The 14,571-nt window shown below is 72.2% G+C and carries 14 protein-coding genes; 9 read left to right on the forward strand and 5 right to left on the reverse strand.

Annotated features, from left to right (window positions below; translation table 11 throughout):
* Positions 1 to 88: 88 nt before the first annotated feature.
* Positions 89 to 1,621, forward strand: a complete 1,533-nt coding sequence (gene asnB, locus ACFPZ3_RS35625; protein WP_379518714.1) for an asparagine synthase (glutamine-hydrolyzing) — start codon at positions 89 to 91, stop codon at positions 1,619 to 1,621.
* 156 nt (positions 1,622 to 1,777) lie between these two features.
* Here the strand turns inward: asnB and ACFPZ3_RS35630 are convergent, their stop codons facing one another.
* The 4 genes from ACFPZ3_RS35630 to ACFPZ3_RS35645 form a co-directional block, all read right to left on the reverse strand.
* Positions 1,778 to 2,125, reverse strand: a complete 348-nt coding sequence (locus ACFPZ3_RS35630; protein WP_379518715.1) for an Atu4866 domain-containing protein — start codon at positions 2,123 to 2,125, stop codon at positions 1,778 to 1,780.
* 277 nt (positions 2,126 to 2,402) lie between these two features.
* Positions 2,403 to 3,491: an FUSC family protein gene (locus tag ACFPZ3_RS35635; RefSeq protein ID WP_379518716.1), complete on the reverse strand. Its 1,089-nt coding sequence runs from the start codon at positions 3,489 to 3,491 to the stop codon at positions 2,403 to 2,405.
* A 20-nt stretch (positions 3,492 to 3,511) separates the two neighbouring features.
* Positions 3,512 to 4,747: an FUSC family protein gene (locus ACFPZ3_RS35640; RefSeq protein ID WP_379519023.1), complete on the reverse strand. Its 1,236-nt coding sequence runs from the start codon at positions 4,745 to 4,747 to the stop codon at positions 3,512 to 3,514.
* 150 nt (positions 4,748 to 4,897) lie between these two features.
* Entirely contained in the window at positions 4,898 to 5,563 is a 666-nt protein-coding gene (locus ACFPZ3_RS35645; protein ID WP_379518717.1) for an alpha/beta fold hydrolase, read from the reverse strand.
* Positions 5,564 to 5,698: 135 nt separating this feature from the next.
* Between ACFPZ3_RS35645 and bar the strand changes: the two genes are divergently transcribed.
* The 8 genes from bar (at position 5,699) to ACFPZ3_RS35685 (ending at position 12,032) form a co-directional block, all read left to right on the forward strand.
* Positions 5,699 to 6,790: a barbiturase gene (bar, locus tag ACFPZ3_RS35650; protein ID WP_379518718.1), complete on the forward strand. Its 1,092-nt coding sequence runs from the start codon at positions 5,699 to 5,701 to the stop codon at positions 6,788 to 6,790.
* Positions 6,791 to 6,821: 31 nt separating this feature from the next.
* Positions 6,822 to 7,361: an SseB family protein gene (locus ACFPZ3_RS35655; protein WP_379518719.1), complete on the forward strand. Its 540-nt coding sequence runs from the start codon at positions 6,822 to 6,824 to the stop codon at positions 7,359 to 7,361.
* Positions 7,362 to 7,485: 124 nt separating this feature from the next.
* The gene (locus tag ACFPZ3_RS35660) at positions 7,486 to 8,058 is read left to right on the forward strand and encodes a prepilin peptidase (RefSeq protein ID WP_379518720.1); all 573 of its coding nucleotides are present in this window, start codon (positions 7,486 to 7,488) and stop codon (positions 8,056 to 8,058) included.
* Between the two features lie 42 nt (positions 8,059 to 8,100).
* A complete protein-coding gene (gene aroC / locus ACFPZ3_RS35665) occupies positions 8,101 to 9,282 on the forward strand; it encodes a chorismate synthase (protein ID WP_379518721.1) in 1,182 nt (393 codons plus the stop codon).
* Entirely contained in the window at positions 9,279 to 9,782 is a 504-nt protein-coding gene (locus tag ACFPZ3_RS35670) for a shikimate kinase (RefSeq protein WP_379518722.1), read from the forward strand. The genes aroC and ACFPZ3_RS35670 overlap by 4 nt, the downstream gene beginning before the upstream one ends.
* On the forward strand, positions 9,779 to 10,849 hold the full coding sequence (gene aroB, locus ACFPZ3_RS35675) for a 3-dehydroquinate synthase (protein WP_379518723.1): 1,071 nt from the start codon (positions 9,779 to 9,781) through the stop codon (positions 10,847 to 10,849). Before ACFPZ3_RS35670 ends, aroB begins: the two co-directional genes overlap by 4 nt.
* Positions 10,846 to 11,280 carry a type II 3-dehydroquinate dehydratase gene (gene aroQ / locus ACFPZ3_RS35680; protein ID WP_379518724.1) on the forward strand — a complete coding sequence of 145 codons (435 nt, stop codon included), beginning with the start codon at positions 10,846 to 10,848 and terminating at the stop codon, positions 11,278 to 11,280. The genes aroB and aroQ overlap by 4 nt, the downstream gene beginning before the upstream one ends.
* Positions 11,277 to 12,032, forward strand: a complete 756-nt coding sequence (locus ACFPZ3_RS35685; protein ID WP_379518725.1) for an SGNH/GDSL hydrolase family protein — start codon at positions 11,277 to 11,279, stop codon at positions 12,030 to 12,032. Before aroQ ends, ACFPZ3_RS35685 begins: the two co-directional genes overlap by 4 nt.
* Positions 12,033 to 12,512: 480 nt before the next feature.
* On the opposite strand, the gene ACFPZ3_RS35690 is transcribed toward ACFPZ3_RS35685, so the two are convergent.
* A complete protein-coding gene (locus ACFPZ3_RS35690) occupies positions 12,513 to 14,507 on the reverse strand; it encodes an ATP-dependent DNA helicase (protein ID WP_379518726.1) in 1,995 nt (664 codons plus the stop codon).
* Between the last annotated feature and the right edge of the window lie 64 nt (positions 14,508 to 14,571).

The following is a 14,571-nucleotide window of genomic DNA, read 5'->3' on the forward strand; positions in this document are numbered from 1 at the left end:
CGTATCCCTGCATTTTCGCCACAGGCGGATCCTGACCGTCCGAGGGCGATTTGTCCGAAATTGCATTTGCCGTCTAACGTCGAATTTCATGTGTGGCATTGCAGCTATCTACGACGACCGGCCCGAGACCGACCCCCTGCCTGTCAGCACCACGGGCGCATGGATGCTCTCGCGCATCACGCACCGCGGCCCGGACGACAGCGACCACCGGCTCGTCGATCGCCACGCCTGGCTCGGCCACACGCGGCTGTCCATCGTCGACCTCGCCGGAGGCCGCCAGCCCCTGAGCTCTCCCGACGGCTGGTCCCTGGTCTGCAACGGCGAGATCTACAACCACACGCACATCCGCGAAAGCCTCGGCGAGGAGCACTTCGCCACCTCCTCCGACAGTGAGTCCGCCCTCGCGCTCCTGCGGTCGCACGGCCCGGAGGCGCTCGACCGGCTCCAGGGCATGTGGGCGTTGTGCGCCGCAGCCCCGGGCGGGCGGTTCGTCGCCGCCCGCGACCGGCTCGGCATCAAGCCGCTGTACTGGGCGCGCGACGGTGAGGCCAGACACTTCGCCTCCGAGCTGCGGGCCTTCCCGACGGCCCTGCAGGCCGCCGTGGAAGTTTTCCCGCCCGGTTGCTACTGGACGCCGCAGGACGGCCTGGTGCGGTTCGCCGACGCCGTACCACGGCACGGCTCCGCCACGTGGGAGGGCATAGCGGCAGAGGACGCCGAGAAGGCCACCCGCGACGTGCTGGTCGACTCGGTCGTCCGTCACCTGATGGCCGACGTCGAAGTGGGCGTCTTCCTGTCCGGCGGCCTCGATTCCAGTCTCGTCGCCGCGATCGCCGCCGCCGAGTACGCCGCGAAGGGGAAGCGGCTGAAGACCTTCGCGGTCGGCACCGTGAGCTCTCCCGACCTGCTGGCGGCACGCGAGGCGGCGGAATTCCTCGGCACCGAGCACCACGAGGCCGTGTTCGACGCCGAACAGGCCGTCGCCGCCCTCGACGAGGTGGTGGCCTCCGTCGAGTCCTTCGACGCCAGCCTCATCCGCAGCGCCGTGCCGAACTGGTTCCTGTCCGAGCTGGCCTCGCGGCACGTCAAGGCGGTGCTGACCGGCGAGGGCGCGGACGAGCTGTTCGCCGGCTACGACTACTACCACCGTGAGCACGCCGGACCCGGCGAGCTGGAGGCCGAGCTGGTACGCACCCTGGAGCACCTGCACGGCCTCAACCTCCAGCGCTGCGACCGCGTGACGATGGCGCACGGCCTGGAGGCCCGCGTCCCCTTCCTCGACGCGGACGTCATCGCCCACGCCACGTCCCTGCCGCCCGAGATGAAGGCCCTGGAGGCCGGCGGCATGGAGAAGGGCCACCTGCGGCGGGCGTTCGCGGGCTGGCTGCCCGACCGGCTGCTGTGGCGGCGCAAAGTGCAGTTCGGTACGGGCAGCGGCGCGCAGGACCTCCTCACGCCGCACTTCGACCAGCGGGTCAGCGACGCCGAGCTCTCCGCGGCCGGCGACGAGTACGGCATCGAGCTGCGCACCAAGGAGGAACTGGCCTACTACCGGGTCTTCCGGCAGGCCCTGCCCTTCGTCCGCCCCGAGGCGGTGCTCACCCGCTTCGCCACGGCGTGACAACTTCGGCGAGCGTGACAATGAGGAACGCCGCCCACCTCGGCGCATCCTCATGGAACCGCACGTCGGCGCGGCCACCCCTCGCCTGCGCGGCCACCCGGCGCGGGCGCGGCCATCCGGCGCGGGCGCGGCCATCCGGCGCGGGCGCGGCCGCCGTCATCGCTCCCGGTGCAGCACGAGGTGCTCGTGGTAGAGAACGCCGTCACGTACGTCGCCCGTGGCGGTGAACCCGAGGTCGTCGAAGTAGTCGATGTGGTCGCCGGCGACGGTGTACCGGCCGGTGTAGGCGCGCTTGCGCCCGTCGCGCTCCTCCTCGTACCGGCCGTCGGACCGCAACTCCTGCCGGATCCGCCCGTCGGCGGTCACCCACATCCCGACGTGCGGATGCGGCTCGCCCCCGGTCGTACGCGCCGGCGCCGGTCCCGTCCCGCTGCCGCGTCCGCCGTCGGCGCAGGCCGTCAGCGTGGTGAGGACGCCGAGGACGAGCAGCGCTTTTCCGATCATCTTGTACCTCTCCGGTTATCTGGGTCCGCCCGGCCGGGCGGTGCTGATGCCGTCGAGTCTGCCGAGGTCGCGGGCGGAGGAGGAGCGGCGAGAACTTCCTAGGAGCACCGCACCCAGGCAGGCGGATCGGCGGCCTCCGACACTCCTACGACGAGCTGCGCGCGCTGGAGCCGGCGCGGGATCCGCACGCCGAGCGTCTCTGCGCCGGCGACGATTCCGCTTACGCCCTCGTCAACCCCGCCGGGTAGCCCCCGTCGCGCCGGAGCCCGCCAGGGTGTCAGCCGTGGTGCGTGGGTTCGTCCAGGGGGGTCAGTGCCGCCGTGGCCTCCGCGTGCTCCAGGCCCGTCGCCTGCAGCAGGTCCACGACCACCGAGCGCAGCTGCGCGATGATCACGTGGGCCGAGAAGCCGAGGCCCTGGGGGCGTTCCCGTGCCGCCACCGCCAGCAGGGCCTGGCGGGCCAGGGTCGGCTCGCGGCCGGCGCCCAGCTCCAGTTGCAGGAGCAGGGCCGCCTCCGAGACCTCGCGCATGGCCTCGGCCAGGGCGGCCGGGGGCGGGCTGGCCTCGCCGAGCGAGGCCAGGGTGCGTCTGCTCAGCACCCGGGCGTTGCGCAGCGCCAGGTCCACAGGTACGGCGGCGGTCTCGTAGCGGGCCAGGCGGGCACGCCGGTGCCAGTGGAGCGGCGAGATCATGATGATCTCCTTGCTGGTTTCCAGCGCCGCCTCGTACTCCTCCACCACCGCCTGCGTCGTACGCGCCTCCTCCAGCGCCTCGGCCGCCAGGTCCACATCGCGCTTCTCGATCGCCTCCGCCGCCCGCTCCAGCACCGTGGACAGCGCGTCGAGCACCCCGGACAGGTGCTTGGCCGCGATCGCGAACGGGCTGGCCGGCAACAACGCCACCGCCACGACCCCGATGACCCCGCCCGTGAGCGCGTCGGCCATACGGTCCAGGCCACCGGCGCCCTCGCCGGGCACCAGCGTGGCCACCAGCACGGCCGACGAGCCTGCCTGGGCGATGAACAGCGCCCCACTGTTCACCAGCACCGCGACCGTCATGGCCAGCGCCACCACCAGGGCGAGTTGCCAGGCGCCCGAGCCGATCCACGACACCAGCAGGTCGCCCACGCCGACACCCAGGCTCACCCCGACGACCAGCTCGACCACCCGCCGCAGCCGCTGGCCCAGCCCGACGCCCACGCAGATCAGCACGGAGATGGGCGCGAAGAAGGGGCTGGGGTGGCCGAGCAGTTCGATGGCGATGATCCAGGCCAGGGCGGAGCCGACCGCGCACTGCGCGATGGAGGGGGCCACCAGGCCGAACGTGCCCAGCCGTTCCTTGACGAGGTCGCTGAGCTGGGTTCGCACCATTCCACCATGGCGGATCTTTATGACGGTAAGGTCACGTTTGCCCCATCTAAGTCCTTTTCGTCGGGCGTGGAAACGTCCTTCGGAGACGCCGCCCCTTCTTGATCACGCTCCGCTCGGCCGGCGTCAGGGGCGGGGCCCTCTTCGTCGAGGGCCGTCGCGTCGTAAGGGACGTCTTCGTCGAGGGCCGTCGCGTCGTAGGGGACGTCCAGAGGCGGGAGGGCGGCGATCGCTTCCTCGCGTTCGGTGCCCGTCGCCTGGAGCAGGTCCACGATGATCGACCGGAGCTGGGCGATCATCACGTCCGCCGAGAATCCCCACCGCTCGGTCCCCTGCCGCGAGGCCACCGACAGGATCGCCCGGCCCGCCTTCTCCGGCGGGCGGCCGGTGGCCAGCTCGTCGCGCAGAAGCAGGGTCGCCTCAGCCAGCTCGCGCAACGCCTGCGGCAGCCAGGGCGGGAGCGCGCTGGAGCCGTCGAGCGCCACGGTGGCCCGCCTGGCCAGCACCCTGGCGTTGCGCAGCGCGTGGTCGAGGGGGATGGCCGCCGTCTCGTAGGCCTCCAGCCTGGGGCGGCGGTGGCGGTGCAGCGGTGAGATCATGGCGATCTCGCGGCTGGTCCGCAGCGCCTGCGTGAACTCCTCGACGTTCGACTGCGTGCCCCGTGCCGCCTCCAGCGCCCGGGCGGCCAGGGCCGAGTCGGACTTCTCGATCGCCTCCGCGATCTCCGTCAGCGCGTCGGCCAGTGATCCGAACATCCCCATCGCGTGCCTCGTCGCCAGCGCCGAGGGGCTGGCGGGTAGCAGTGCGACGGCGGCCAGGCCCATCAGGCCGCCGACCAGGGCGTCGATCATACGATCGAGGCCGCCGAGACCCGACGGCGGCAGCAGAGTGGCCACCAGCACGGCCGAGGAGCCGGCCTGGAGCACGATCAGCGAGCCGCTGTCGAGCAGCACCGCGACCGCCATGGCCAGTGCCACCACCAGCGCGATCTGCCAGGCGCCCGAGCCGATCCACGACACCAGCAGGTCGCCCACGCCGACGCCCAGGCTCACCCCGACGACCAGCTCGACCACCCGTCGCAGGCGCTGGCCGAGCCCCACGCCGATGCACACCACCACCGCGACGGGGGCGAAGAACGGGCGGCTGTGGCCGAGCACCTCCTTCGCCACCAGCCAGGCGAGCGCGGCTCCGACAGCGCACTGGCCGATCGAGGGCGCCATCAGCCGCAGCCTGCCGAGGCGCTGGTGTACGTGCATGTCAACCACGCATCTACCCTGGCGAGGGAACGTGACACCAGGGTTACAGCGCGATGAGATCCGGGCCCCAGGCGGCGCTTCTCAGGCGCCGCGACCAGAGCCGGCAGGTCCTTTCGGTGCCGCGACCAGAAGCACCGGGCCATGGACGCCTCAGGAGCCGAGGAAGGCGTCCACCACGCGCAGGAACTCCTGGCGGGCGTCCATGTGGACGAGGTGCCCGGCCTCGATCGCGACCAGTTCCGCCCCGGGGATGTGCCGGGCCACGTCACCGGCGTCGAGCGGACTCCGTACCCCTGACAACACCAGCGTCGGCGCGGAGATCTTCGCCAGGCCCGCCGCCCACGCGGGGTCTGGGGCGAGCATCTGCCGCTCGGTGTCGTGCACCATCCGCCAGTCGAACCCGGTGGACTCGTCCTCGACGATCGGCGGGCGGCCGGTCAGCGCGTACGTCGGCGGCGGGTCCTCCAGCACCAGCCGCTCGACCCGATCCGGATGGTTCACGGCCAGGTGACAGCTGACGGTGCCGCCCAGCGAGTGCCCGACCAGGGCGACCCGATCGATGCCCAGGTGGTCGAGCAGCGCCACGAGATCCTCGGCCATCTCGGGCAGCGGGTACGTCCCCGGATAGTCGCTGGCCCCATGACCCCGCAGGTCGGGCGCCAGCACGCGGCGGCCGGCCGCGAAGTGCTGGATGATGCCGTTCCAGTCGTTGTGGTTGGCGGTACGCCCGTGGACCAGCAGCAGCGGGGGAGCCGAGGAGTCGCCTTCCTCCCGGTAGACCAGCTTGATCCCGTTGACATGTGCTTCGCGAATCACCCCAGAACCCTAGCCCCGTCGCGCCCTTTCTCCAGCGTTGACATCACCGGCGGGGTACATGGGCACACATTGACCATGAATCCCGCCGACCGGCTCGGTAACGTCGGCGGAGAACCGAGGTAGGAGGGCCAAGGCATGCCGGACCCGATCGAAGTACGCAAGGTGCCGATCGAGAGCGTCACCGACGCCTCCGGCCTGTCACGGCTCATCGCGGACGGGGTGATCGAGGCCGGGCGGGTGCTGGCCGTGGTCGGCAAGACCGAGGGCAACGGCGGCGTGAACGACTACACGCGCATCCTCGCCGACCGCGCCTTCCGCCAGGTGCTGGCCGAGCACGGGCATCCGGCGCCCGAGAACGTGCCGCTGGTGTGGTCGGGCGGCACCGACGGGATCCTCAGCCCGCACGCCACCATCTTCGCCACCACGGCCGACGCCCCCGCCTCCGACGAGCCGCGGCTGTCGGTTGGGGTGGCGATGAGCGAGGTCATCCTGCCCGAGGACATCGGCCGCCCGGCGATGGTGGAGAAGGTCGCCGCCGGGGTCCGGGAGGCCATGAAGACCGCCGGCATCGACGACCCGCGCGACGTGCACTACGTACAGACCAAGACGCCGCTGCTCACGCTGGCCACCATCACCGAGGCCAAGAGCCGCGGCCAGGACACCGCCATCGAGGAGACAGGGCCCTCCATGGACCTGTCCAACTCCACCACCGCGCTCGGCATCGCCGTCGCGCTGGGCGAGATCGAGATGCCGAGCGCCGACCAGATCCACCGCGATCTGTCGCTGTACTCGTCGGTGGCCTCCTGCTCGTCGGGCGTGGAGCTGGACCGGGCGCAGATCGTGCTGGTGGGGAACGTACGCGGGATCGGCGGGCGTTACCGCATCGGCCACAGCGTCATGAAGGACGCGCTCGACGCCGACGGCATCTGGGAGGCCATCGCGGACGCGGGCATCCCGCTGCCGGAGCGGCCCCACCCGTCCGATCTCGGGGGGCGGCTGGTGAACGTGTTCATGAAGTGCGAGGCCGACCCGTCGGGGCGGGTGCGGGGGCGGCGCAACATCATGCTGGACGACTCCGACGTGCACTGGCACCGGCAGATCAAGGCGGCGGTGGGCGGGGTCGCGGCCTCGGTCACGGGGGATCCCGCGGTGTTCGTCTCGGTGGCCGCCGTGCACCAGGGCCCGTCCGGCGGCGGCCCGGTGGCGGCCATCGCCGACCTCGGCTAGGCGTCACGGCGAGCGGGTAGTCTCGGACGCTGTGCCGAGCATTCCGCAGCCCCTCGACCCTGACGACGACGGCTCCGCCGCGCCCGCCGTGGCCGCCGTCCTGGCCGCCCACCAGCGGGGCGCGGCCGATGCGGCCGAGGTGCTGAACGCCCTGGCCGGCGCCAGGCTCCTGGTTCCCGTGGTCGCCCTGCTGACCGAGTCCGAGGTGGGCGCGCACGGGCTGCGGCAGGAGAAGGAGAGCGAGATGGCGCTGCCCAAGCTCGTCGGGGAGGACGGCAGGCAGGCGGTGCTCGCGTTCACCGGCACCGAGTCGCTGGCCAGGTGGCGGCCCGACGCGCGGCCGATCCAGGCCACGGCGCTCCAGGTCTGCCAGGCGGCCGTGCAGGAGCGGGCGGCGGCGGTCGTCGTGGACGTGGCGGGGCCGGTGCAGTTCGTGATCGAGGGGGAGGTGCTGGCGGCGCTGGCCGCCGTCGAGTCCGGCACCCTGGGCGAGCTGAGCGGGGTGACCGTGGCCAGGGTGGAGCCCGCGCCGCCGCGCAGGCGCCGCTGGTTCGCCAGAAAACCCAGGTGACGCTCGTTCGGTTCGTCACGGTCGCGCGCCGGTTCTTGCTGCCTCGGTGGATCCGGCGCCCGCATTCATGCCGGTGCGGTCTATCTGACCCGGGGGTGCGAGCGCCGGGGCTAGGGTCGCCCGCGTGCTCGCACTCGTGGCGCTGGCCGGCCTGATCTGCGGCGACCGCATCAGGGCCCTGGCCGGTTCGTACGGCCCAGGCCCCGTCCCGCCGCCGGCCCTGGAGGTGGTCAGCGCCGCCGTGGCCGCGCTGGTCGCCTGGCGGGCGGGCCTGCCGTACGTGTGCTTCGCCGTGATCGGGGTCGCCCTGGCCGTCATCGACTGGCGTACCAGTACGCTGCCCGACGCGATCACGCTGCCCGCGTACCCGATCACCGCGCTGGCGCTGCTGCCGACGGGAGAGCTGCCCAGGGCGCTGGCCGGCGGGGCGGCGCTGGCGGCGGTGTACGGGGTGCTCTGGCTCGCCAGGCCGGCCGCGATGGGGTTCGGGGACGTCAAGCTGGCCGGGCTGATCGGCATGGCCAGTGCGGCCCTGAGCTGGGAGGCTTTGGTGGTGGCTGCGTTCTGCGGGCAGGCGCTCGGCGCCCTCTACGGCCTGGGCCTGCTGGTGACCGGGCGCGGCACCAGGGACACCCAGTTCCCCTTCGGCCCCTTCATGCTGCTCGGGGCACTTACGACACTCTGTCTCGCATGGTGAATGTGGGACGGCGCACTAGGTCGTACATGGAAGACTTGTAGCATGTTGCGCTGGTTGACCGCCGGAGAGTCCCACGGGCCCGAACTCGTCGCCATCCTCGAAGGCCTGCCGGCCGGGGTGCAGGTGAGCACGGCAGCCATCGACGAGGCCCTGCGCCGCCGCAGGCTCGGCTACGGCCGGGGCGCGCGGATGAAGTTCGAGCAGGACCAGGTGACGATCGTCGGCGGCGTACGCCACGGGAGCACGATGGGCAGCCCCGTCGCCATCCGCGTGGGCAACACCGAGTGGCCCAAGTGGGAGAAGGTCATGGCGGCCGACCCGGTCGACCCGGACGAGCTGGAGGGCCTGGCCCGCAACGCGCCCAGGTCCCGGCCGCGTCCCGGCCACGCCGACCTGGCGGGCATGCAGAAATACGGCTTCGACGACGCCCGCAACGTGCTCGACCGGGCCAGCGCCCGCGAGACCGCCGCCCGGGTGGCGCTCGGCGAGGTCGCCAAGCGCTTCCTCAGGCAGGCGCTCGGCGTCGACATCGTCAGCCACGTCACCGAGATCGGCGGCGCGCGCACCCCGTCCGAGATCCTGCCCGGCCCCAATGACCTGGCCAGGATCGACGAGGACCCGGTCAGGTGCTCCGACGCCGAGGGCAGCGCCGCGATGGTCGCCGTGATCGACAAGGCGCACAAGGACGGTGACACCCTCGGCGGCGTCGTCGAGGTCCTCGCCTACGGCCTGCCGCCGGGCCTGGGCAGCTACACGCACTGGGACCGCAGGCTCGACTCCAAGCTCGCCGCCGCCCTCATGGGCATCCAGGCGATCAAGGGCGTCGCTGTCGGCGACGGTTTCGAGACCGCCAGACGGCCCGGCTCCCGCGCGCACGACGAGATCGCGTACACGACCGACGACGGCGTGCGCCGCATCACCAACCGCGCGGGCGGCGTCGAAGGCGGCATGACCAACGGCGAGATCCTGCGGGTCAGCGCGGCCATGAAGCCGATCTCCACCGTGCCCAGGGCGCTGGCCACGATCGACGTCAAGACCGGTGAGGCGACCACGGCCCACCACGAGCGCTCCGACGTGTGCGCCGTCCCCGCGGCCGGCATCGTGGCCGAGGCGATGGTCGCGCTGGTGCTGGCCGACGCGGCGATCGAGAAGTTCGGCGGCGACTCCGTGGAGGAAGTCGCCAGAAACCTGTCCGGCTACCTCTCTTCCATGGTGATCAAATGACAGCGAAGGCCGTGCTCATCGGGCCGCCCGGATCCGGCAAGTCCACGCTCGGGCGGATGCTCGCCGAGCGGCTCGGGGTCGAGTTCCGCGACACCGACGCCGACGTGGAGGCCGTGGCGGGCAAGCCCGTCTCCGACATCTTCGTCGAGGACGGTGAGGAGCGCTTCCGCGAGCTGGAGCACGAGGCCGTACGCCTCGCGCTGGCCGAGCACGAGGGCGTCCTGTCCCTCGGCGGCGGCGCGGTGCTGCACACCGAGACGCAGGCCCTGCTGGCCGGCCACCACGTCGTCTACCTGCAGGTCGGGCTGTCCGCCGCCATCGAGCGGGTGGGGCTCGCCTCGGCCAGGCCGCTGCTGGTGCTCAGCCCGCGCAGCCAGCTCAAGAAGCTGATGGAGGAACGGCGGCCGGTCTACGAGCGGCTGGCCGTGATCACCGTGGTGACGGACAAGCGGGAGCCGGAAGAACTCGCCGACGAGATCGTGAAGGGGCTGCCCGCATGACCGCGACGAGGATCACCGTACGCGGTGACAGCCCGTATGACGTGGTGGTCGGCACCGGCGTGCTGGCCGAGCTGGCCACGCTGCTCAAGCCCGGCGTGCGCACCGTCGCCGTCATCTGCCCCGAGACCCTGCCCGAGATCGCCCGGCCGGTCCGCGAGGCGCTGTCCGGGAGCGGCTACGAAGTCGTCGAGCTGCCCGTGCCCGACGGCGAGCGGGCCAAGAGCGTCGAGGTGGCCGCGGGGCTCTGGTCCGAGCTCGGCCGGCACGGCGTGACCCGCTCCGACGCCGTGGTCGGCGTGGGCGGGGGCGCGACGACCGACCTGGCCGGGTTCGTGGCGGCCACGTGGCTGCGCGGCGTACAGGTGGTGCTCGTGCCCACGACGCTGCTCGCCATGGTGGACGCCGCGGTCGGCGGCAAGAACGGCATCGACACGCCCGAGGGCAAGAACCTCGTCGGCACGTTCCTGCCGCCCGCCGGCGTGTTGTGCGAGCTGTCCACGCTGGACGGCCTGCCCAGGCCCGACTACGTGGCCGGCCTGGCCGAGATCATCAAGGGCGGCTTCATCGCCGACCCCGAGATCCTCACGCTCATCGAGGCCGACCCCGAGGCGGCCACCCGCCCCGACGGCCCCCACACCCGCGAGCTGATCGAACGCAAGATCCGGGTCAAGGCCGACGTCGTCGGCGCCGACCTGCGCGAGGCCGGCCTGCGCGAGATCCTCAACTACGGCCACACGCTCGCCCACGCCATCGAACGCGACGAGCACTACGGCATCCGCCACGGCGAGGCCGTCGCCATCGGCATGGTCTACGCCGCCGAGCTGTCCAGGCTCTGCGGCCGCGCCGACCTCGTCGAGCGCACCCGCTCCATCCTCACCGGCGTCGGCCTGCCCATCGCCTACCGCGCCGACGCCTGGCCCCGGCTGCGCGACCACATGCGCCTGGACAAGAAGAACCGCGGCGCCAAGCAGCGCTTCGTCGTCCTCGACGGTCTGGCAAGCCCGAGCCGCCTCGAAGGCCCCGCGGAAGAGCTGCTCGAAGCCGCCTACAAGGAGATCTCGGCATGATCCTCGTGCTCAACGGCCCCAACCTCGGCCGGCTCGGCAAGCGCGAGCCCGACGTCTACGGCCACGAGACGCTTGAGGACCTCGCCGCCCTCTGCCGCGAGACCGGCAAGAAGCTCGGCCACGACGTCGAAGTGCGCCAGACCGACTCCGAGGCCGAGCTGATCGGCTGGATCCACGAGGCGTGCGACGGCCGCATCCCCGTCGTGCTCAACCCGGCCGCCTTCACCCACTACTCCTACGCGCTCAAGGACGCCATCGCCCAGCGCACCGCCCCGCTCGTCGAGGTGCACATCTCCAACCCCGCGGCCAGGGAAGAGTTTCGTCATACCTCCGTCGTGGCCGGGGTGGCGACGGGCACCATCGCAGGGTTCGGACTACAGTCGTACGTCCTTGCGTTGCAGGCTATCGCGGAGATGAACATCACCTCATGAGGCATTACAAGTCCTTCGTCGCCCTCGGCGACAGCTTCACAGAAGGACTGAACGATCCCGGGCCGGACGGGCACTACCGTGGCTGGGCCGACCGGGTGGCCGAGCGGCTCGCCGCCGACGACCCTTCCTTCCGGTACGCCAACCTGGCCGTACGCGGCAAACTCCTCGACCAGATCGTCGCCGAACAGGTGCCGCTGGCCGTCGAGATGGCGCCCGACCTGGTCAGCCTCTGCGCCGGAGGCAACGACCTGCTGCGGCCCGGCAGCGATCCCGACGTGATGGCCAAGCAGCTCGCGTCGGCCGTACGCGATCTGCGGGCCGGTGGCGCCGACGTGCTGCTGTTCACGGGGGTGGATCCGCGCGACACGCCGCTGATGCGCCGCCTGCGCGGCCGCTTCGCCATCTACTACCTGCACCTTCGCTCCATCGCCGACCTGTACGGGTGCCGCCTCGTCGACCAGTGGTCCATGCAGGGGCTGCGCGACTGGCGGGCCTGGAGCGCCGATCGGCTGCACATGAACGAGGACGGGCACCGGCTCGTGGCGGCCCGGGTGCTGGACGTGCTGGGCGTGCCCTTCGAGGACTGGCGCAAGGATTGGCCCGCACGTGCCGTGGACCCGCGGGAGCGCAGGCGCGAGGACACTCAGTGGATGCGGGAGCATCTGGTGCCTTGGGTCTCCCGGCGGTTGCGGGGAGTCTCTTCGGGGGACGGCGTGCTGCCCAAGCGGCCTGACCTGGCTCCCTGGTCTTAGGCCCTTTTACGGCCCGGTCGCGGCCCGTCGGGTGTGTGACGGCCGGGTTGCGGCACGTTGGGCGTGTGACGGCCGGGTGCGGCTTCGGTGCGTCGCCTTGGGGTTGCCTTTGGGCGGCCAGGTTGCCCGCCGTGCTCGTTGCGCCGGGCTCCGCCGCGCGCCGTCCCGCCGTACCGGCGCTGGGTTGATGCGGTGGGGGCCGTCGTCGGTCGCCGGCGTTGCGGCTCCCTCCGTGCGCGGCCCTGTCGAACCGCCCCGCGGCAGCGCACCCCCGCCCCGCGGCAGCGCCCCGCCGCACGTGACGGCTGCGCCCGCCTCAGCGCACCGCAAGACCGTCGCATCGCAAGACTGCCGCATCGGAAGGCGGGGCCCGCCGTAGTGCACCGTCGCAGCCGCGCCAGAGGGCCTCGACCGGCGCTGCGGATCGCGCTGCCGCGCCCGCTGTGCCGGTGTGGGAGGTGGGGCGGGCGTGTGGGTGTGTCAGGTGGGGTCGGTGGCGAGGCGTTTCAGGGCCGCGCGGGGGATGGCCGGGTCCGTGGTGCGCCAGAACGGGGGGAGGGAGCCCAGCAGGAAGCTGCTGTAGCGGGCCGTGGCCAGGCGGGGGTCAAGGACGGCGATCACGCCCTTGTCGTCCTGGGAGCGCAGCAGGCGGCCGACCCCCTGGGCGAGGAGGAGTGCGGCGTGGTTGGCGGCGACCGCCATGAAGCCGTTGCCGCCCTTGGACGCCACATGGCGTTGCCTGGCCGAGGTCAGGGGGTCGTCGGGGCGGGGGAAGGGGACGCGGTCGATGATGACGAGGCGGAGGGACGGGCCGGGGACGTCTACGCCCTGCCACAGCGAGAGCGTGCCGAACAGGCATGTCGGCTCGTCCTCGGAGAACTGCTTGACCAGCAGCATCGTCGAGTCGTCCCCCTGGCACAGCAGCGGCACGTCCAGGCGTTCGCGCAGCGCCTCGGTGGCGGCCTTGGCGGCGCGCATCGAGGAGAACAGGCCCAGGGTGCGTCCGCCGGCCGCTTCGATCAGTTCGGCGATCTCGTCCAGGTATTGCTGGGGCAGGCCGTCGCGGCCGGGCTGGGGGAGGTGTTTGGCGACGTACAGGATGCCCGCGCGCGGGTGGTCGAAGGGGGAGCCGACGTCGAGGCCCTGCCAGCCCTTGTCGCCGAGCCCCCACTGCGCGGCCAGCGCGTCGAACGTGCCCCCGAGCGCCAGCGTGGCCGAGGTGAGCACCACCGTGCGCTCCCCGAACAGCTTGTCGCGCAACATGCCGCTCACGCTCAGCGGCGCCACCCGCAGCGCGGGCGGGCGCCGGTCGGTGCCGCCGTCGAGCCAGACGACCTCGGCCCGGTCGACCTCGGAGGCGTGGCCGTAGGCGTCGAGCATGCGTACGGCCGTGTCGTGGACGTCGTCGAGCATCGAGAAGGCGGCCTTGCGCTGGCCGGCCTTGTCGGGGTCGTCCTTGTCGGCGTTGCGCGGGCCAAGGGCGGTGACGCAGCGCCAGGCCGTGTCGCGGATGAGCTGCAGGGTGAGGCCGAGGACCTGGGGGAGCTCGTCGACGCGGCCGGGCGGCGCGGCGGCCAGCAGGGCCTTGAGGTCTTCGCCGGCCTCCATGAGCTGGTCGGCGATGGGCTGGTCGATCAGGCGGCCGACGCGGCGTACGGCGAGCATGACGGACGACTCCGAGAGCTCGCCGGTCACCACCGAGGTCACGCGGTCCACCAGCTCGTGGGCCTCGTCCACCACCACGACCTCGTGCTCGGGCAGCACCGGCAGCTCGCCCATGGCGTCGATGGCCAGCAGCGCGTGGTTGGTCACCACCACGTCCACCTCACCGGCCCGCGCTCTGGCCAGCTCGGCGAAGCACTCGGCGCCGCTGGGGCAGCGCGAGGCGCCCAGGCACTCCTGGGCACTCACCGAGAACTGCCGCCACGCCTGCTCGCTCACCCCCGGCACCAACTCGTCGCGGTCGCCGGTCTCGGTCTCCTCGGCCCAGTCCTGGATGCGCTGCACCATGCGGCCGGTCGCGCTGACCTCGCGCGGGTCGAAGAGCTGGTCCTGCTCGTCGTCCTCCGGCCAGCCCGCTGTCGCCTTGTAACGGCACAGGTAGTTGCGGCGGCCCTTGAGTATCGCGAACGTCGGCTCGTGCGGCAGCTTCTTGCCCAGCGCCTCGGACAGCCGGGGCAGGTCGCGGTCGACGAGCTGGCGCTGCAGCGCGATGGTGGCCGTGGAGATCACGACGGGGGTGTCGCTGTCCATCGCATGGCGGATGGAGGGCACCAGGTAGGCCAGTGACTTGCCGGTGCCCGTCCCCGCCTGGACGGCCACGTGCTCCTCGTCGTCGATGGCCCGCTGCACGGCTTCGACCATCGTGACCTGGCCCTGCCGTTCGCTCCCGCCGAGAGCGCTGACCGCGATGTTGAGCAGTTCGTCCACTGGTGGGAGATGGGTGTCCGGCACGGCAGTAAACGCTACCCGCATTCCGGGGCCGCCGCGCCGAACGCCGTGTGATCGGCCAGACGCATCCCGGCGTTCCCGAATACTC

This window comes from Nonomuraea insulae (assembly GCF_042656245.1).

Coding starts and splice junctions, on each gene's coding strand:
- aroB (WP_379518723.1), top strand. CDS start 9,779: ATGACCGCGACGAGGATCACCGTACGCGGTGACAGCCCGTATGACGTG.
- bar (WP_379518718.1), top strand. CDS start 5,699: ATGCCGGACCCGATCGAAGTACGCAAGGTGCCGATCGAGAGCGTCACC.
- ACFPZ3_RS35630 (WP_379518715.1), bottom strand. CDS start 2,125: ATGATCGGAAAAGCGCTGCTCGTCCTCGGCGTCCTCACCACGCTGACG.
- ACFPZ3_RS35685 (WP_379518725.1), top strand. CDS start 11,277: ATGAGGCATTACAAGTCCTTCGTCGCCCTCGGCGACAGCTTCACAGAA.
- ACFPZ3_RS35690 (WP_379518726.1), bottom strand. CDS start 14,507: ATGCGGGTAGCGTTTACTGCCGTGCCGGACACCCATCTCCCACCAGTG.
- aroQ (WP_379518724.1), top strand. CDS start 10,846: ATGATCCTCGTGCTCAACGGCCCCAACCTCGGCCGGCTCGGCAAGCGC.
- aroC (WP_379518721.1), top strand. CDS start 8,101: ATGTTGCGCTGGTTGACCGCCGGAGAGTCCCACGGGCCCGAACTCGTC.
- ACFPZ3_RS35670 (WP_379518722.1), top strand. CDS start 9,279: ATGACAGCGAAGGCCGTGCTCATCGGGCCGCCCGGATCCGGCAAGTCC.
- asnB (WP_379518714.1), top strand. CDS start 89: ATGTGTGGCATTGCAGCTATCTACGACGACCGGCCCGAGACCGACCCC.
- ACFPZ3_RS35640 (WP_379519023.1), bottom strand. CDS start 4,747: ATGCACGTACACCAGCGCCTCGGCAGGCTGCGGCTGATGGCGCCCTCG.